Source organism: Natrinema thermotolerans, assembly GCF_031165565.1.
Classification (GTDB): domain Archaea; phylum Halobacteriota; class Halobacteria; order Halobacteriales; family Natrialbaceae; genus Natrinema; species Natrinema thermotolerans.
Window position 1 is genome coordinate 529,458 of the sequence record NZ_CP101873.1, and the last position, 18,489, is coordinate 547,946.

Below are 18,489 nucleotides of genomic sequence, written 5' to 3' on the forward strand. Positions count from 1 at the left end.
TCAGACCGCTATTCCACCACGATTTGTTAACAGACGTCGTCACCGACGCCACTTGTTAATAACTTTGCCCATCGAGATAATAACTCTTATACCCCGACGGACCGACGTTCGGGTATGAAGCTGACACGACGCGCGCTGGTGAAAGCGGGAGCCGGTGCGGTCGCGACGGGTGCGATCGCCGGCTGTCTCGACGATATCGACCCGGCGAGCGCCGAGATCGACGACGGTTACGCGGCCTTCTTCACCCTCTGGGACTGGGCCGAGCGGGTAAGCGGCGACGCGATCGACTTCGAGAACCCGGTCGGCACGGGCGAGGCCGGCCACGGCTGGCAACCGAGCGGCGACCTCACCCGGAACGTCGCCGACACCGGGGCCTTCGTCTACCTCGATACGCCCGAGTTCTCGTGGGCCCAGGACCTCGCGGCGACCCTCGAGGCCGACTACGACACCGTCGCCGTGATCGACGGCCTCGAGGGACTGGAAGACCGACTCCTCAGGTGGGGCCACGAGGTCGACACCGGAGGTCACGACGGGAACGATCACGACGAGACCGAAAGCGACGACCACGAGGGCCACGATCACGACGAGACCGACTACGACCCCCACGTCTGGCTCGACCCCGTCATCGCGGGGGAGATCGTCGACACGATCGCGACCGGGCTGGCCGACGCCGATCCGGACAACGCCGACACCTACGAGGAAAACGCCGCGGCGTACGTCGCCGACCTCGAGTCGCTGGACGAGCGACTGCAGGACCTCTTCGAGTCGGCCGATCGCCGGACCGCCGTCTTCGCCGGCCACGACTCCTTCACCTATCTGCAGGATCGATACGGGTTCGAACTGCACACGCCCGTCGGCGTCTCGCCCCAGGAGACGCCGTCGTCGGGAGAGATCTCCGAGACGATCTCGCTCATCGACGACGAGGGGATCGAGACGGTCCTCTACGACCCCTTCGAAGCGCCCGACGACGAGTATCCCCAGCTCGTCGAGACGCTGTTGCGGGACAGCAACGCGACCGACGCGATGCCGTTGAGCCACCTCTCGGGGACCCTCTCGACGTGGGAGGAGGAGGGCTGGGGGTACCGCGAGCAAATGGAAGAAATAAACCTCCCCGCGCTCAGAGAGGTATTAGACGCACAGTGACCGTCGTCGACCTCGAGAACGTGACCTTCGCCTACGGCGAGCAGCCGGCCGTCCGCGACGTCTCACTGACGGTCTCGGACGGCGATTTCCTGGGACTGATCGGCCCGAACGGCTCGGGCAAGACGACGCTGCTCCATCTCATGCTCGGGCTGCGCAGCCCCGACAGCGGCTCGATCGAGCTGTTCGGCGAGCCGGTGTCGTCGTTCGAGGACGGCGAGCGCATCGGCTACGTCTCCCAGCAGGCGACCAGCGGCGGCGGCTCGATGCCGGTCACCGTCCGCGAGGTCGTCACCATGGGCCGGTTCGCCCACGCGGGCCACGGCCGGCTGACCAACGGGGATCACGCGGCCGTCGACGACGCCCTCGAGACGGTCGGCATCGCCGACCTCGCGGACCGACAGATCAACGCGCTCTCGGGCGGCCAGCGCCAGCGGGCCTACATCGCGCGGGCGCTGGCCTCCGAGGCCGACCTGCTGGCGCTGGACGAGCCCACCGTCGGCGTCGACGCCGAGTCCCGCGACGCCTTCTACCAGCTGCTCGAGTCGCTCAACGAGGACGGAATCACGATCATCCTGATCGAACACGACATCGGCGTGGTCACCGACCGGGCGAGCCGGATCGCCTGTATCAACACCGAACTCTACCACCACGGTGACACGGAATCGTTCGTCGAAAGCGACGCTCTGACCGAGGCCTACGGCGCGAGCGGCCAGGTCGTTCACCACCACCACTGACCATGTCGACTCGCTCTCCCCTTCGCCGACGGCTCGAGCGTATCGGGATCGGTCTGACCGCGGTTCTGGCGGTGGCGATGGTCGGCCTACTGGCGATCGATGCGCTCCGTTCGTATCCGGTCGTGGACGTGATCTACGAGCAGGCCCGGATCGCGGGCTGGTGGCTCGATCACTACCTGGGGACGAACGTCTTCTACCATCCCTTCATGTGGCGCTCGATCGCGACGGGGATCCTGATCGGCGTCGTCGCGCCGCTTGTCGGGACCTATCTCGTCCACCGCGAGATGGCCCTGATCGGCGAGACGCTGGCACATACTGCGTTCGCCGGCGTTGCCGTCGGGCTCGTGGTGAGTTCGATGACTGGCTGGAGCGGCTCGCTGCTGCTCGTCGCACTGGTCGTCGGCATCCTCGGCGCGCTGGGCGTCCAGTGGCTGGCCGAGCGGACCGACACCTACGGTGACGTCCCGATCGCGATCATGCTGACCGGGAGCTTCGCCGTCGGCACGCTCATCATCAGCTACGGCCGCGGGATGACCGGGTTCAACGTCGAGGGCTATCTCTTCGGGAACATCTCGGTCGTCACCCCCTCGGGGGCGCGGCTGATGGCCGTCATCAGCGTCGTCGTCGTCCTCGTCACCGTCGCGACCTACAAACAACTGCTTTTCATCACCTTCGACGAGCAGGCCGCCCGCGTCGCGCGACTCAACGTCACCTGGTACAACACCTTACTGATCGTGATGACGGCCGTCGTCGTCGTCGGCGCGATGCAGATCCTCGGCGTGATCCTCGTCGCCGCAATGTTGGTCGTTCCCGTCGCGACCGCGACGCAGGTCGCCCACAGCTTCCGCGAGACGCTGACCCTGTCGATCCTCGTCGGACAGGTCGCGGTCATCGGCGGCTTCGCCCTCTCGATCTCGCAGGGGCTGCCCACCGGCGGCTCGATCGTCGTCGTCGCGATCGCCTGCTACCTGCTCGCAATCTTCGCCTCGAGTCGCTCGACGGCCGCGATCTCGACGCACTGAGCCCGTTCACGAACCGGATTTCGCGCGCACCTCGTCGACGAGCTGTGCGAGCGCGCCGACGCCGGAACAGAGGATGCCGATCGGAACGAGCAGGAGACCGATCCCGAGCCCGTATCCGGGAACGAAGACATCGAACACGTGCGCGATCAGCATGGGGACGATCAGCACGACGACCGAGAGGCTCCCGACGACGGCCCCGGTCGTGAGCAACTGTCGCGACCGTTCCGACGGCTCCCGGACGCGGTCGACGAGGAACAACAGACCCGCTTCCGCGAGCGTGACGATCCCGACGGCGACACACAGTAGCACGAAGAGTCCGGTGAGGCCCGCCGCGAACCCGTCACCGGGCGGGTTTTCCGGGATCGTTTCGACGTACAGTACCGCGGTCACGAAACTGAGGACGGCCAGCAATGCGGTGATGGCGGCGATCGGTCGGGAACGTGGCTGAGACATCGGAGGGACATAAGTCTATTTGACATATCGAACTGATAACTGTACCGACCCGGTCGGTCTCGATGTATCGCCCGCTCGAGACACGGCATCGATTCCGACTCGGGAGACCGGCCCGAACACGGTCCGTCACCGGGACTCGAGTCGGCTTCGACCCCGGTAATTACGTGATCCTGCGCCGATACGTTCGTATGCGCAGTCGATCGACCGGCGTCCTCACGAGCGCGGTCCTCGCGTTCGCCGGCGGCTACGTTCTCTGGCCAGCCGGGTACGTCTACTGGACTCGAGTTGCGGACGTACTGGGTGAGCCGCTGACCCTCGCGCTCGTCGCGTTACTCGCCGCGGCCGGCGGCGCGGTCACCACCCTCCGTCTGGCGGTCCCACTCGCCGAACTCGTCGCCGGCAGTGTGATCGCCTACGCGGTCGGACGGTCACCCCACGACGATGAGCCACCAGTTCCGGCCGCCCCGAGTGAGGGTCGCCTCTCGAGCGCGGCGTTCCGACGCCCGGTACCGGATGGCGGGAACACGCCATATGCTTAACACGCTACCCGGACAACCATCAATCGATGGGACGGTTATCCGCACTCTTCGATCCCGAGACCGTCGCCGTGGTCGGCGCGACCGACCGCGAGGGCGCGGTCGGCCGGGCGATCCTCGAGAACCTGCGAGACGGGTTCGACGGCGAGGTCGTTCCGATCAATCCCTCGCGCGAGACGGTTCTCGGGCTCGAGTGTTACGAGGACGCGACGAGCGCGCCGCCGATCGATCTGGCGGTGGTCGTAGTACCGCCCGACATCGTCATCGAGGCGATTCGGGACGTGGCCGACGCCGGCACCGAGAACGTCGTCGTCATCACGGCCGGCTTCTCGGAGACGGGCGGCGAGGGTGCCGAACGCGAACGGCGACTGCGCGAGATCGCCGCCGAACACGACCTCAACGTCGTCGGCCCGAACAGCCTCGGTATCATGGCCACCGAAAACGGGATGAACGCCACTTTCGGCCCCGAAGACGCCCGGGAGGGCTCGATCTCCTTTATGAGTCAGTCCGGGGCGTTCATCACCGCCGTGCTGGACTGGGCCAACGAACAGGGGATCGGCTTTCGAGACGTCGTCTCGCTGGGCAACAAGACCGTTCTCGACGAGACGGACTTCGTCCGCGAGTGGGGGTCGGATCCGAACACCGACGTCATCATCGGCTACCTAGAGGACATCGACGACGGGCAGGGCTTTCTCGAGGCCGCCCGCGAGGTCACCGCCGACACCCCGATCGTCCTCGTCAAGTCCGGCCGCACCGATGCCGGCGCGCAGGCGGCCTCCTCACACACCGGCGCGATCGCCGGCAGCGAGCGGGCCTACGAGGCCGGCCTCGAGCAGGCTGGCGTCCTCCGGGCTCGCTCGGTCCAAGAACTATTCGACTCCGCGCGGGCGCTGGCCGGCCTGCCCGAACCCGAGTCCGATGGCGTCGCCGTCGTCACCAACGCCGGCGGCCCCGGCGTCCTCACGACCGACGCCGTCGGCGACTCGACCCTCGAGATGGCCAGCTTTGCCGACGAGACGATCGATCGACTCGCCGCGGCGATGCCCGACGAGGCCAACGTCTACAACCCGATCGACGCGATCGGTGACGCCGACGTCGAACGGTTCGGCGAGGCCTTGGAGATCGCCCTCGAGGACCCCAACGTCGGTAGCGCGGTCGTCGTCGCCGCGCCGACCGCTGTTCTCTCCTACGACGACCTGGCCGAGACGGTCATCGAGAAGCTCGAGACCCACGATACGCCGGTCGTCACGTGCCTGATGGGCGGCAAGCGGGCCCGCGACGCCGAGGCGACGCTGCGCGAGTCGGGGATCCCGAACTACTTCGATCCCTCGCGGGCGGTCTCTGGACTCAACGCGCTCGCGCGGTTCCGGGATATCCGCGAGCGGACGGCCGACGAGCCGGCGACGTTCGACGTCGACCGCGAGCGCGCCCACGAGATCCTCGCCCGGACGAAACGCCGCGACGACAACCGCCTCGGCGTCGAGTCGATGGAGTTGCTCGAGGCCTACGGGATCCCGACGCCGCGGAGCGAGATCGTCGACGATCCGGACCGCGCCCGCGAGGTCGCCGAATCGATCGAGGGCGATGTCGTCATGAAGATCGTCAGCCCCGACATCTCCCACAAATCCGATATCGGCGGCGTCAGAGTCGGCGTCAGCGACGCGGACGTCGCCGACACCTACGAGGACGTGGTCGCACGGGCGCGAAACTACCAGCCCGACGCGACGATCGTCGGCGTCCAGATCCAGGAGATGCTCGATCTCGAGGCGTCGACCGAGACGATCGTCGGGATGAACCGCGACCCGCAGTTCGGTCCGCTCGTCCTGTTCGGGCTCGGCGGGATCTTCGTCGAGATCCTCGAGGACACGTCGGTTCGGGTCGCCCCGTTCGGCGAGGCCGAGGCCCGCGAGATGGTCGACGAGATCCAGGCCGCGCCGCTGTTGCGCGGCGCACGCGGCCGCGAGCCGGCCGATATCGACGGCGTCGTCGAGACGATCCAGCGGCTTTCACAGCTGGTGACCGACTTCCCGTCGATCCTCGAACTCGACATCAACCCGCTCGTGGCGGGCCCCGATGGCGTACAGGCGATCGACCTGCGGCTCACGGTCGATCCGGACGACCTCGACACGACAGACCCATGACCGATCCAGACTCCGATCCCACGACCGCTGACAGCGAGACGACCACCGACACCGACGACGCGACCACCGCCGTTCGCGGCGACCCCGACACGCTGCTCGTCAGTTCGCTCGAGGCGAGCGCCGGCAAGACGGCGATCACGCTGGCGCTGGCCCGCCTCGCGGCGGCCGACGAGGGCGACAGCGTCGGCTACATGAAACCCAAGGGGACTCGCCTCCAGAGCAACGTCGGGAAGACCTTAGACGAAGACCCGCTGCTCGCCCGCGACCTGCTCGAGTTGGCGGCCGAACTCCACGACCTCGAGCCGGTCGTCTACTCGCCGACGTTCATCGAGCAGGCGATCCGCGGCCGCGAGGACCCCGACGAACTCCGCGAGCGGGTCCAAGAGGCGTTCGAGACGCTTGCGGCCGACCGCGACCGCATGTTCGTCGAGGGCGGCGGCCGCTACGACGTCGGCGGCATCGTCGACCTCGCGGACCCCGACGTGGCGGAACTGCTCGACGCCCGGGTCCTGCTGGTCGCCCCCTACGAGATCCCGGCGGACGTCGACGACGTCATCGCCGCCGCCGACCGGTTCGGCGACCGCCTCGCCGGCGTCGTCTTCAACGGCGTCTCCGATGCGGCCTACGACGGGCTCGAGACCGACGTCGTCCCGTTCCTCGAGGGACGGGGGATTCCGGTCCACGGCGTCCTCCCGAGCGAGCGGGAGCTATCGGGCGTGACCGTCGCGGACCTGGCCGACGAACTCGGGGCCGAGACCCTCGTCGCGGACGGGGCCGAAAGCTACGTCGAGCGCTTTACCGTCGGCGCGATGGGGGCCGACAGCGCCCTGCGACACTTCCGCCGGACGCGAGACGCCGCCGTCATCACCGGCGGCGATCGAGCCGAGATCCACACCGCGGCGCTCGAGGCCCCCGGCGTCCGCTGTCTCATCCTCACCGGCGGTCACCGGCCCTCGAGCGCGATCACCGGGAAAGCCCGGGAGAAGGGCGTCCCGATCCTGTCGGTCCGGACGGACACGCTGACCACCGTCGAGCGCGCGGAAGACGTCGTCCGCAGCGGCCGGACCCACACCGCCGACACCGTCGACCGCATGCAGCGGCTGCTGTCGGACCACGCCGACGTCGACTCGATCCTGGGATAAGCCACCGGAGGATTCCCAGCGGCGCTCGCCTTGCCGATCTATCGATCCGTATTCGTCGGTTTCGATGCGCATCGATGAGAGGTATTAATTAATCATATTGAATGAGTTCTATTATAGTCGCTCAAACATACGCTCGAAGTATGACGCAGCGTCCTGTTAGTGATCTACTCGCCCTCGTTTCGTCGCTACTCATGGTCCTTTGGCTGTGTCTGTTTTCGAACGGCAACGTGCTGTTAGCGGTCGGCTTTCTTGGTCTCGCAGTCCTTTCCGGGTGTAGGCTCTTCTCGGATCGGTTTCGGGCCGTCTCGGCGGACCGGTCGGAACTCTATTATGCGGTCCTTACGCTCGTTGCCCTTACTCTCGCGATCGGGGTCGCAGTCTGGGCGGCGTGACACGCGACGCGGATTCGCCGCCGGTAGTCCATGACGTGCCACAAGTATCGGACGGTGACTGTCACGTCTGACCAAGAATTAAGAGTCCGCCACGCATGGGGGCAGACATGGACGACACACCCCAAGAGATCACCTCCCTTGTCGGCCGCGAGGTCTACTCGAACAACGGCGTCTTCGTGGGCGAAGTCGAGGATCTCCGACTGAACATCGACGGCGAGGCCGTCTCCGGCCTCGCGCTTGCGAACCTGAACAGCGAACTGTTCGCCGAGGAAGCTCGGACCGGACAGGGCATCATCGTCCCCTACCGCTGGGTCCGCTCGGTCGGCGATATCATCCTGATCAACGACGTCGTCGAACGGGTTCGCGAACCGGACGAGGAAGAAGACGAACTGCTGGCCTGATCGGATTCCGTTTCGCGGCGCTTAGCTCCCGTTCGAGCCTTCGCTCCCGCCGCCCTCGACGCCCATCGCGTCGAACAGCGTCCGTTTGACTGCTTCTTCGGTCAGCTCGAGCAGGGTATCCCGCGTGTCCTCCGAGATCTCGATCCCGGTGAAGATACCAAGCGGGATCTCCGCGCTGGCTTGCGTCGAGTGGCCCGCGGTCTCGCCCATCTCGCCGTAGGCGTCCTCGAGTACCTTCCCGATGTTGATGCGGATGTCCTTCGAGCGACCGGCGAGGAAGATCGTCTCGTCGGCGATCCCGAAGACCGCGGTCGTGGTCACGCCCTCGAGGTTCAGCAGGTGGCTGGCGGCCTGGGTCAGTGCCTCGCGATCGCGGACGATGCCGGCGTTGGAGATGAGGTGACTCCCCTGAACGTCGCGGTTGGTGATCGCCTCCGCGAGGACGTCTAAGGTTTCGGGTGACATCGACGGCGACTCGACCTGTTCTAGGGTGTCGTGGTTCGCGAAGGGGTAGAGATAGGCCGCGGCGGTCAGGTCGGCAGGGGTGGTGTCGCGTTTGAAATCCAGGGTCTCCGCGCGGATGCCGTAGAGCAAGGCGGTGGCGACCTCCTCGGAGACGTTCATGTCGAACTCCTGGATGTACTTCGTCATGATCGTCGACGTCGAGGACATGTTCGGCCGAATGTCGACGAACTCGGGTTCGGACTCGGATTCGGACTCGTTGTGGTCGATGACGATGTCGACGGGCAGTTCCATCTCGCCCGCGGTGCCGTGATCGACCAGGGCGACGGTGTCGTAGACCGATTGGTCCTCGATCTCGTCCCACTGGACCAGATCGATCCCCAGCAGGTTGACGAACGCGCGGTTCTCCTGGTGGCCCACGTCACCCAGATAGATGATGTCCGACTCGATGCCGAGGTGGTCGGCGATCGCCTGCAGGGCCGCCGCCGACGCGATCGAGTCCGGGTCGGGGCTGTCCTGCGTGACGATCGCCAGCCGCGTCGCCGTCTCCTCGACGAGATCCGCCAGCTTGCCCGCGTTGTACTCGAGTTCGCCCGATTCCAGCGCCCGCAGGGCGGATTCGGCGATCACCGAGGAGGGGTTAATGACGATGTCGGCCCCGAGTTCGGAGAGTTCGTCGCCGGAGACGGGGTCGCTCGCGCGTGCGACGACGAACTGACTGTCGTCGGCCGCGCGGATGTGTTCGACGGCGCGTTTGTTCGATTCGACGTCGGAGGCCAGAATGAGGACCACGTCTCGATCGGCCACCAGTTCCGCGGCCTCCGGCTCGCGGATGTCGGCCCGACGGGCGTCTAAGTCCTGATCGCGCAGCGACTCGACGCGGCTCTCGTCGCGGTCGATGATCCGCACGTCCTTGCCCTGTTCGACGAGTTCCTCCGCCACGGCGTATCCCACGCTCCCGCAACCCAAGATAGCGTAATCGGAGATGGACGAAATCGTAACCCCCGTACTCATTGCCCGAGTGGTCGGACCCACCGCACTTAACCCTCCCGAAGAGTGGTACGTCCTGAGAGCCGACCTGCACGACTCGAGGGATGTACGCTCGTGGATCACTGCCACGGCACCGACCAAGGGAAACGTATTTGAAGGACCGACGGAAAGTCGGAGGTACAGGGCCGGTAGCTCAGTCCGGCAGAGCGTCTGACTCTTAATCAGACGGTCGCGTGTTCAAATCGCGCCCGGCCCGCTTTTGCGACGAACACTTTCGTGAGGAGCAAAGCGGCCAGAGCGATTTGAACTAGACGAGTCGCAGCCCGTGAGCGAGCGTAGCGAGCGAACTGGAACGTCTCGGCGTAGTTCATAATCGCGCCCGGCGACAGCGATTCGAATCCGTGGACGCCGATCGAGCGGGAATCACAACTCCGCGTAGACGGCCGGCTCGTCGCCGGAACGGAGTTCGTACACCTGCCACGTGCCGCGTTTCTCGCCGCCCATTCCCGGTGACCCCGACGGCATTCCCGGCAACGCGATCCCGGCGATCTCGGGTTCGTCCTCGAGCAGCGTGGCGACGGTCGCGGCCGGGACGTGACCCTCGACGAGGTAGCCGTCCAGTTCCACCGTGTGACAGCTCCGAAGGTCGGCGTCGATCCCGCGGTCGTCTTTCACCGCCGTGAGATCGTCCGCGACGACGGTCTCGAGGTCGGTCTCGAGGGACGCGTCGAGATGCTCTCCGTACGAATCACAGCAGCGACAGTTCGGGCCCTTGTACATCGTCGCGGTAGTGGCCGGAATCGGTTCGTCCGGCGTCCGTTCACCGGCACCGTCGGTGAGACACCCAGCGAGGGTGAGCCCGATCGTACTCGCACCGGCCGTCAGCAGCGTCCGTCTCGACGTATGAGTCACGGGTACTCGGACCGTCGCGCCGCGGGTTCGTTTCCGTAGTGGTCGTTCCAGACTGGTGGGAACCGGTCTATAAGACGACCCGCACCGTACTCTCGAGCCACGATGACCGTCACCTACGAGGGACTCGAGTTCGAGCGACCCGGCCACGCGAGCGTCCGCATCGAAACTGACGACGGGACCGTGATCTACGTCGATCCGTGGGGCGAGGTCCTCGCGGGCGAACCCGCGGACGGCGACGTGGTCTTTGTCACACACGACGACATGGACCACTACGACGCGGCCGCGATCGAGGCCGTCGCGGGGCCGGACGTGACCGTCGCGGCCTACGAGGAGATCGACACCGACGACCTCGCGTTCGATGTCGTCGACCTGCCCTACGAGGGCGAGGCGACCGTCGACGGGATCGACGTGCGGACGGTGCCGGCGTACAACGACCCCACGGGCGACCACGTCGACGAGGACGGGAAGCCGTTCCACGCAGATGGGGAGGTGATCGGGGTAGTGCTTGCCCTCGAGGGGACGACGGTGTTTTTCCCCTCGGACACGGACTTCCTGCCCCATCACGAGTCGGTTACGGCCGACGTGTTCGTCCCGCCGATCGGTGGGCACTTCACGATGGATCGCCACGAGGCCGCCGCCTTCGCCCGGAGCGTCGAGCCCGAGTTGGTCCTGCCCGAACACTACGACACGTTCGACCCGATCGAGACCGATGCCGAGGCCTTCGCCGACGACCTCGAGGCCGACGGGATCCGGGTCGAACTGTTCTGATCGGCCGTCGTCTCACTCGGTCGCGTCGGACGGATCAGGCGCGGGTTCGTCGGCCATCGCCCGGAGATGCTCAAGCAGGAGGCCGAACCCGTCCGGTTTGATCCAGGTGGTGACGGCACCCTCGTCCTCGAGTTCGGTGAGGAGTCGGTCCTCGTCGCGGACCGGCACCGAGAACTCGACGGGCTGGTCGAACCGATCGTCGTTGCCCTCGATCAGGCGCTGTGCCTCCGCGAGTTCCCGTCGGACGTACTCGTAGGCGTGCATCGACTCGGTGTCGTCGCCGACGACGAACCGGCGGGTTCGCCCGTCGTCCAGCCGGAGTCTGACGACGCCCGACTCGATCCGGCCGTCCGCGAGGTACTCGGTCAGGACGTCCTCGAAGAAGTCGGTGGTCATTCGATCGCCGCGGGGTTTCGACTCGGAACTGTCAGACGTCATGGTCTCAACTATCTATTACCTTATAAATGGCTGTACCGACGAATCCTACGGGCTGGGAACCGAAATCGAACGCTACCGATCAAAATGGAGTTTAGAGGGCGTAAGGAGCAGGTTTTCGCCGGCGGTTCGACATGCTTTCACGACTGAAAAAACCCGCTACGAACATCTTCCCGTGACCTCTCGCGAACTCGAAACGTTGCTGCCGGGTTATAGGTGTGGGTCCCAGACGTTCGACCGGAGAGGTGCCCAGTATGTCACGATCCGAGTCACCGGCCGAGTCGGTTGCGGAACACGAGGAACGAATCAAGCGTCACTTGAGCGCTTCGAGGGAGATCGCGGAGACCCTGGAGTTCGATGACGACCTCAGTTTCGAAATGGGGTTGCCCAGTCCGGGCCGCCGGACGTTCATCAAGACCAGCGGCGTCGTCGCGGCGTCGGCTGCGCTGGCGGGCTGTGCCGGCGACGATGACGATGACGATGACTCGTCGGACGACGGGGAGTCCGACGGAGAGACGCCGTCGGCCGAGCGGAGCGAAACCGTCCAGTTGGCCGCCAAGCAATACGAGTTCGATCCCCAGGAGATCCGGGTCCCACCGAACACGGAACTCACGATCGAGTTCACGCAGTCGACCTTCGAGGAGAACGAGGACTTCGCGATGCACACGTTCTACCTCGAGGACCCCTACGACGTCGGGCCGGTCGAACTGCCCGAGAGTACGGACGACGAAGTCATCGATTCGGTAACGTTCGTGACCGACGAGGAGGGGACCTTCGACTTCGAGTGTTCGGTCTACTGCGGGGACGGCCACGCCCAGATGAACGGGCAGCTGTACGTCGTCCCCGAGGGTGAGTCCGTCGACGAGGTGGACTTTACCGACATGGAGACGCTGACGGAGCGCCACGAAATCCTCAAAGAGGAGAGCGAACTGGCCCAGGAGCCCAGCCACGACCTCGACCTGCGCGATATCATGGTCGTCACCGAGCGCAACAACGGCTCGGTCGCGATGATCGATACGGTCAACGACGAGTTCATGGAGCGGGTCGAGAACGTCGGGAAGGCGATCCACGTCCACGACTTCCACCCCGACCTGCCGGAGCAAACGCGCGAGGGCGCGTACGTCTACACCCAATCTAGACAGGGTGAGATGTACAAGATCGATCTGTTCGATTTCGAGCGGGTCGCCGTCGCCGACGCCGGGACGGACGCCCGGGACATCGCCGTCTCTCGGGACGGGGACTACGTGATCGGCGGGTTCTACAACCCGAACCATCTGGTCATCTGTGACGCCGAGACGATGGAGCCGATCAAGCGGATCCCGACCCACACCGTCAACCCGGACGGTGAGAGTCTGGGGAGCCGCGTCTGCTCGCTGTACGACGTCCCCGAGGAGGGACTCTTCCTCGCGGGGCTGAAAGAGGGCGGCGAGGTGTGGCTCATCGACTACACGCAAGACGAGTTCCCGGTCGTCGCGACCATCGAGTGCGGGCGTACCCTCCACGACGGCTTCTTCACGGAGGACGGTCGCTACTTCATGATCGCCTCGCAGACGGACAACCAGATGGACATCATCGACACGCAAGAACGGAGCCACGTCGCCGCGATCCCGATGGACGGGGTTCCCCACCCCGGCCCGGGCGCACTGTATCCCGACGAAGACCTCGCCTTTACCACCCACGCCGGTGCGCCGAGCGTCGGCGTCTGGAACACCGAAACCTGGGAAACGGAGGAGATGATCGACGTCAGGGGCTCCGGGCTGTTCATCCGGAAACACGAGAACAGCGACTACGTCTGGGCCGACGTCATCCTCACCGACAGCGAGGACGACGCCTACGTCTATACCATCGATCCCGAGACCCTCGAGGTCGATCAGGAGATCGACTGTAGCCAGTGGGGTGCCGCGGCCGCGATCCACCCCGAGTTCAGCCGCGACGGCGAGAAGGTCTACATTAGCGTCTGGCAGGGCGAGAACGAATCGATCCTCGTGTTCGATCCGAACACGGGCGAGCTGCTGACCCAGATCGAGGGCCTGCTGGCACCGACCGGCAAGTTCCTCGGCGTCCGCGCGGAGGGGCACTGACTGCGATCGACCGTTCCCACAGGCACATGTCCGATACCAGTAACGCGACCCCGCGAACGCGGACGGACCGACGACCGGCGGGACCGCTCGCACTCGTCAAGCACCTCCGCGGGGAGGGGCTGACGGTGATCGACGCGGCTACCCACGAGCCGCTCGGCCGGATCGGCGACGGCCGCCAGCCACACGCGCTGGCCGTCCGTCCCGGCGGCCGCTGGGCGTACGTCCCCTACATGGGGTCGAACGCGCTCGAGATCCTCGATTGCTGGACGCTCTCCGTCGCGGATCGCGTCGACGCGGTCGGGACTGCGCCCGTGGGAGCGGTGCTGAGTCGGACGGGACGGTACCTGTTCGTCAGTACCTACGGCGGGCTCCCGGGCGACGACCGCCCGGGGCTGGCCGTCTTTCGGACGGCGGGCGAGCGGATCGAACCGGTCGCCGAACTCCCGATCGGGAAGGCGGCCGGCCTCGCCGTCGACGCCGACAACGACGTGTGGGTCGCGCTGCGAGACGACGACGAATTGCTCCGGATCGGCGCAACGCCCCCGTTCGATGTCCTGGATCGGTTCGCGGTCGGTGCCGGGCCACAGGACCTGGCCCACGAACCGACCCGGGGATTGCTTGGCGTGAACAACGCCGACGGGGACAGCGTAACCGTCGTCGACACGCTCGAGGCGACGGTCCTCGGGACGGTCCCGGCCCCGAACCCGAGGGGCGGGACCGCCGTCCCGGGCAGCGACCGCTGGGTCGTCGGAGACACGGAGGACGACGGCCTCACGGTCGTCGACCTCGAGTCGGTCCGCCGCGGCGAGACCGATGCGACAGCCACGGATCGCGTCTCGCTGGGAACGCCCACGGCCTTTCCCGACGTTACCCCCGACGGCTCCTTGCTCGCCGTCGACGCGTACGACGACGACCGCGTCGCGTTCCTCGACCCCGCGAGCCTGGACGTCATCGCGCGCGTCGAGACCGGGTCGACGCCGCGTCACCCGCGATTCAGCGCGGACGGCCGGGTCTGTTACGTCCCCAGCGTCGACGCCGACACCGTGACCGTCGTCGACGTCGACGGCGTTCGAGCCGGCGACTCCAACCCGATCGCGGCGACCATCGACGTGCCCGACGGGGCGGCCCCTGCGGGCTGTTTTCGTACCGATAGAGGGAGCTACCAATGACACCAGACACCGACACCGCGAGCGCCCGCTCGTCCGGTGTGCCGACGATCGTCAAAAACGCCGCCAGCAGCCACTTCAGCGCGGTCGATCTCGCCGCTGGCGAGGTCGTCGCTGACCTCGGCGAGGGCCGATACCCGCACACGGCGCTGTTTCACCCGACCGAGCCGGTCGCGTACCTGTTGTACATCGCCAGCGCCCACCTCGAGGTGGTCGATCTCGAGGCGCTCGAAACGGTCCAGCGGATCGATCAGCTCGGAACGATGCCCGTCGGGAGCGCGCTCGGGCCGGCCGGCGACGTGCTGTTCGTCGGGACCGCAGTCGACCTGCCGGCGTCGTCGGATCCCGGCGTCCTCGCGTTCGCGATCGGCGAGGACGGCCGGCTCGACCCCGCGGGAACACGGCCGCTCTCACGGAGTTCCGGGATGCGAATCGGGCCGGACGATCGGCTCTACGTGGGCCAGAAGACGGAAAACGAGATCGCCGTCCTCGGTGCCGATCCCGGGCTCGACCTCAAGGCCGAGATTCCGGTCGGCGCGGAGCCACACGACCTGTACGTCCTCGCGGAGGGGCTGGTGGTCGCCAACCACGCCGGCGGGTCGTCAGCCTCGTTCGTCGACCCGGCCACGGAGCGGGTCCGCTGTACCGCCGAGACGGGAGTGGACCCTCACGGGTTCGCCGTCGCCGACGGGCCGGACTACCGGTACGGCCTGTTCCCGGCCCGCGAGGACGACCGCGTCGCCGTCGTCGACCTCGAGGCGGTCGCGGCCGGCGACGACTCGCCGACCGAACGGCTGCTCGAGGTCGGGACGATGACCGGCTTCGCCGCGACGACGCCGGACGGTCGCTACGCCGTCGTCGACTCCTACGAGGAACCGTTCGTGACGATGCTGGACCTGACCGATCTCACCGTCGCCGGCCGCGTGGAAGTCGGTGGCGAACCGCTCCACGTCGTCTTCGGGCCCGACGGCGAGGAGTGTTACGTCGGGAACATGGAACGGAGCGATCTCGCAGTACTCGACACGCGGCCGCTGGCCGACGATCGGCCGACGGACGTTACCGTCGGCCGCCGGATCGACGGACTCGGCGCGAAACCGAGCGGCATCTTCCGCCCGGAGGTGGACCAATGATCGATCTCACACGACTCATCAGAGGACTCGACAACCGACCGGAACAGATCCGATACGAGAAGCGCCACGCGAGCGACGCGCTCGTTCCGCTGGTCGTCTGGAACACGACCCCCGCCTGTAACCTACAGTGCAAGCACTGCTACTTCGGGGCCTGCGACGAGCGCGACAGCGAGGAACTGTCGACGGCCGAGGCCAAATCGTTCATCGACTCGCTGGCCGCGGTGAACGTCCCGGTACTCGTGTTCAGCGGCGGCGAGCCGTTCTTCCGGGACGATATCGCCGAACTGACCCGATACGCGTCCGAGCAGGGGATTCGGCCGATCGCCTCGAGCAACGGGACCTTCCTCACCGAGGAGCGCGCACAAGCGGTCGCCGACGCGGGGATGCAGTACGTCGGCGTCTCGCTTGACGGCGTCGGGGCGACCAACGACGAGTTCCGCGGCGTCGACGGCGCGTTCGAGCGGGCCCGGAACGGGCTCCGCAACGCTCGCGACGCCGGGATGGGGACCGGCATCCGGTGTACGATGACCGAGGGGACTGTCGACGACGTCCCCGACGTGATCGACCTCGCCGTCGAGGAGGGGATCGACCGGGTGAACGTCTTTCACCTGATCTACTCCGGGCGCGGCGGGGACATCACCGACGCGGACTTATCGTTCGAGCGCACGCGAGAGGTCGTCGACGCCCTCTACGAGCGCACCAAAGCCCTCGCCGACACCCACCCGGATATGCAGATTCTGACCGCCGGCAACTACGCCGACGCGGTCTATCTCTACCACCGGATTCGGGAGGACATGCCGGCCCACGCGGACCGGGCTCGAAAACTCCTGTTCGACGACGGCCCTGGTCGTGTGGTCAAGAACGGCGACGCGGGCCCCAAGGTCGTCAACGTCGACCACCGCGGCGACGTCCACCCGAGCATGTTCCTCTCGCAGTACACGCTCGGGAACGTCCGCGAGCGCCGACTCGACGAGATCCTCGCCGACAGCGACCTCTGGGACGAACTGGCCGAACCGACCGACCACCTGAAGGGGAAATGCGGCCGCTGTCCGTGGAAGGAGGTCTGTGGCGGGAACTCCCGAGCCCGCGCCGCGGCGGTCCACGACGACCTCTGGGCCGAGGATCCCCGGTGTTATCTCACCGAGGCCGAGTACAGCACCGACGAACTGCCGACCGATCACGCGCCACCGGTCGACGCGACCGCAGCGCTCGAGTAGGCCCATGTACGCCCCCGATTCAGCGCCCCCGGACGCGCGGACCGAGCCCGAGCCGTCGCCTGCCGCGGCGGTGCCGAAGAGCGTCCGCCGACTCGCGTGCTATCGACTCGATCACGGGAGTAGTTCGACCGAGGAACTGGGCGCGGTCGCTCCGGACGACCCAGTCGCCGCCGCCCGGCGGATCGCGGCCCACGACCGCGTCACCGAGGCGGTCGTCCTCTCGACGTGCAACCGCGTCGAGGCGTATCTCAGCACGCGGACGCCCGCCGACCGGGACGCGGGGCTCGAGGCCGCACGCGAGGCACTGGGCGATCCCGACGGCGCACGGACCGAGACCGGACTCGCAGTCGTCGAACACCTGTTCCGGGTCGCCTGCGGCCTCGAGAGCGCCGTCGTCGGTGAGGCACACGTCCTCGGCCAACTCCGGCGGACGTTCGATGCGGCGCTCGAGGTGGACCTCACCGGCGGCGTGGTGACTCGGGCAGCGGACGCGGCCGTCTCGGTGGGGCGGCGCTGCCGCGACGAGACCGACATCGACGAGGGGACGGTCGGCTACGGGAGCGCGACCTGCGAGGCCATCGCCGAGGCGGGCGGGGTCCCGGACCGGCTCGTCGTCGTCGGTGCCGGCGAGATGGCGACCGAAGTGGCCAGCGCCGCCGGCCACCGCTGGGGCTGCCGCGTCGACGCCGTCAACCGCTCGGCCGCGTCCCAGCTCCCGACCGAGGATGGTCGGTACTGGCCGCTCGAGGCCCTCGAAGCCGCACTTTCCGACGCCGACGCGATCGTAACGGCGACGGGCGCGCCGGACCCGGTGGTAACGCTCGAGGCAATACAGGGGGTCGCGTCCGAGACGCCGGTCGTGGACCTGGCGACCCCGCCGGACGTCGCCAAACCCGTCCGCCGATCGGCCGTGCCGGTCGTGTCCCTCGACGCGATCCAGCGCCGGATCGCGGCCGCCGTCGCGGGACGGCGGGCGGCGGTGCCGGCGGTCGAGGACGCGATCACTGACGCGGTCGCAGCCTTCGTCGATCGGGAACGCGAGAACCGCGCCGAGGACACGCTTCGCGAACTCCACCGGACGGCGGCCGCGATCCGCGAGAGCGAACTCGAGCGGGCCCGTGACCGGCTCGCGAGCGGGGCCGACGCCGAGGCGGTCCTCGAGGACTTCGCGAGCGCACTGACCGGATCGCTGCTCGGCACGCCGACCGAGCGTCTGCGGGCGGCCGCCCGCGACGGCGACGACGCGGTCATCGAGGCCACCCATCGGTTGTTCGACCTCGACTGCGAGGGGTCGGAGTGACTGCGGGCGCTGGTGCCCGCGGCAGCGTCGGTTCGCGGCCGCCGGTTACCGCGGGCGGGTCGTC

The 18,489-nt window shown here is 67.2% G+C and carries 17 protein-coding genes and 1 tRNA gene; 14 read left to right on the top strand and 4 right to left on the bottom strand.

Annotation, left to right across the window (positions count from 1 at the left end; translation table 11 throughout):
• The first annotated feature begins 114 nt into the window (after positions 1-114).
• The 3 genes from NP511_RS02835 to NP511_RS02845 are packed head-to-tail and all read left to right on the top strand — an operon-like array spanning position 115 to position 2,899.
• Positions 115-1,143, top strand: coding sequence for a metal ABC transporter substrate-binding protein (locus tag NP511_RS02835; protein ID WP_049964314.1), 1,029 nt, complete (start codon positions 115-117; stop codon positions 1,141-1,143).
• Positions 1,140-1,877, top strand: a complete 738-nt coding sequence (locus NP511_RS02840; protein ID WP_049964315.1) for a metal ABC transporter ATP-binding protein — start codon at positions 1,140-1,142, stop codon at positions 1,875-1,877. Before NP511_RS02835 ends, NP511_RS02840 begins: the two co-directional genes overlap by 4 nt.
• 2 nt (positions 1,878-1,879) lie before the next feature.
• The gene (locus tag NP511_RS02845; RefSeq protein WP_049964316.1) at positions 1,880-2,899 is read left to right on the top strand and encodes a metal ABC transporter permease; all 1,020 of its coding nucleotides are present in this window, start codon (positions 1,880-1,882) and stop codon (positions 2,897-2,899) included.
• A 6-nt stretch (positions 2,900-2,905) separates the two neighbouring features.
• Here the strand turns inward: NP511_RS02845 and NP511_RS02850 are convergent, their stop codons facing one another.
• The gene (locus tag NP511_RS02850) at positions 2,906-3,352 is read right to left on the bottom strand and encodes a hypothetical protein (RefSeq protein WP_049964317.1); all 447 of its coding nucleotides are present in this window, start codon (positions 3,350-3,352) and stop codon (positions 2,906-2,908) included.
• A 188-nt stretch (positions 3,353-3,540) separates the two neighbouring features.
• Here NP511_RS02850 and NP511_RS02855 point away from each other — a divergent pair, with 188 nt between their 5' ends.
• From NP511_RS02855 to NP511_RS02870, 4 genes are all read left to right on the top strand, one after another.
• Entirely contained in the window at positions 3,541-3,891 is a 351-nt protein-coding gene (locus NP511_RS02855) for a hypothetical protein (RefSeq protein WP_233274294.1), read from the top strand.
• 26 nt (positions 3,892-3,917) lie between these two features.
• A complete protein-coding gene (locus tag NP511_RS02860; protein WP_049964318.1) occupies positions 3,918-6,029 on the top strand; it encodes an acetate--CoA ligase family protein in 2,112 nt (703 codons plus the stop codon).
• Positions 6,026-7,171: a phosphotransacetylase family protein gene (locus tag NP511_RS02865; protein WP_049964319.1), complete on the top strand. Its 1,146-nt coding sequence runs from the start codon at positions 6,026-6,028 to the stop codon at positions 7,169-7,171. The genes NP511_RS02860 and NP511_RS02865 overlap by 4 nt, the downstream gene beginning before the upstream one ends.
• 499 nt (positions 7,172-7,670) lie before the next feature.
• Positions 7,671-7,964, top strand: a complete 294-nt coding sequence (locus tag NP511_RS02870) for a PRC-barrel domain-containing protein (RefSeq protein ID WP_006181638.1) — start codon at positions 7,671-7,673, stop codon at positions 7,962-7,964.
• 21 nt (positions 7,965-7,985) lie between these two features.
• Here NP511_RS02870 and NP511_RS02875 read toward each other — a convergent pair whose 3' ends face one another.
• On the bottom strand, positions 7,986-9,440 hold the full coding sequence (locus NP511_RS02875; RefSeq protein WP_006648818.1) for a DHH family phosphoesterase: 1,455 nt from the start codon (positions 9,438-9,440) through the stop codon (positions 7,986-7,988).
• Between the two features lie 158 nt (positions 9,441-9,598).
• On the opposite strand from NP511_RS02875, the gene NP511_RS02880 reads away from it, so the two are divergent.
• Positions 9,599-9,672, top strand: a tRNA-Lys gene (locus NP511_RS02880).
• Positions 9,673-9,839: 167 nt separating this feature from the next.
• Here the strand turns inward: NP511_RS02880 and NP511_RS02885 are convergent.
• On the bottom strand, positions 9,840-10,328 hold the full coding sequence (locus tag NP511_RS02885) for a DUF411 domain-containing protein (protein WP_049964321.1): 489 nt from the start codon (positions 10,326-10,328) through the stop codon (positions 9,840-9,842).
• 102 nt (positions 10,329-10,430) lie between these two features.
• Between NP511_RS02885 and NP511_RS02890 the strand changes: the two genes are divergently transcribed.
• A complete protein-coding gene (locus tag NP511_RS02890) occupies positions 10,431-11,096 on the top strand; it encodes an MBL fold metallo-hydrolase (protein WP_049964322.1) in 666 nt (221 codons plus the stop codon).
• Between the two features lie 12 nt (positions 11,097-11,108).
• On the opposite strand, the gene NP511_RS02895 is transcribed toward NP511_RS02890, so the two are convergent.
• The gene (locus tag NP511_RS02895; RefSeq protein WP_211249077.1) at positions 11,109-11,534 is read right to left on the bottom strand and encodes a hypothetical protein; all 426 of its coding nucleotides are present in this window, start codon (positions 11,532-11,534) and stop codon (positions 11,109-11,111) included.
• Between the two features lie 251 nt (positions 11,535-11,785).
• Here NP511_RS02895 and NP511_RS02900 point away from each other — a divergent pair, with 251 nt between their 5' ends.
• Genes NP511_RS02900 through hemA form a run of 5 tightly spaced genes read left to right on the top strand, consistent with a single transcriptional unit; the run spans position 11,786 to position 18,425 of the window.
• Positions 11,786-13,612: a cytochrome D1 domain-containing protein gene (locus NP511_RS02900; protein ID WP_049964323.1), complete on the top strand. Its 1,827-nt coding sequence runs from the start codon at positions 11,786-11,788 to the stop codon at positions 13,610-13,612.
• A 26-nt stretch (positions 13,613-13,638) separates the two neighbouring features.
• The gene (locus tag NP511_RS02905; RefSeq protein ID WP_049964324.1) at positions 13,639-14,781 is read left to right on the top strand and encodes a beta-propeller fold lactonase family protein; all 1,143 of its coding nucleotides are present in this window, start codon (positions 13,639-13,641) and stop codon (positions 14,779-14,781) included.
• The gene (locus NP511_RS02910) at positions 14,778-15,908 is read left to right on the top strand and encodes a YncE family protein (protein WP_049964325.1); all 1,131 of its coding nucleotides are present in this window, start codon (positions 14,778-14,780) and stop codon (positions 15,906-15,908) included. Before NP511_RS02905 ends, NP511_RS02910 begins: the two co-directional genes overlap by 4 nt.
• Complete coding sequence (locus NP511_RS02915; protein ID WP_006181646.1) at positions 15,905-17,125, top strand: radical SAM/SPASM domain-containing protein; 1,221 nt, start codon at positions 15,905-15,907, stop codon at positions 17,123-17,125. Before NP511_RS02910 ends, NP511_RS02915 begins: the two co-directional genes overlap by 4 nt.
• A 4-nt stretch (positions 17,126-17,129) precedes the next feature.
• On the top strand, positions 17,130-18,425 hold the full coding sequence (gene hemA, locus NP511_RS02920) for a glutamyl-tRNA reductase (RefSeq protein ID WP_049964326.1): 1,296 nt from the start codon (positions 17,130-17,132) through the stop codon (positions 18,423-18,425).
• The last annotated feature ends 64 nt before the right edge of the window (positions 18,426-18,489 follow it).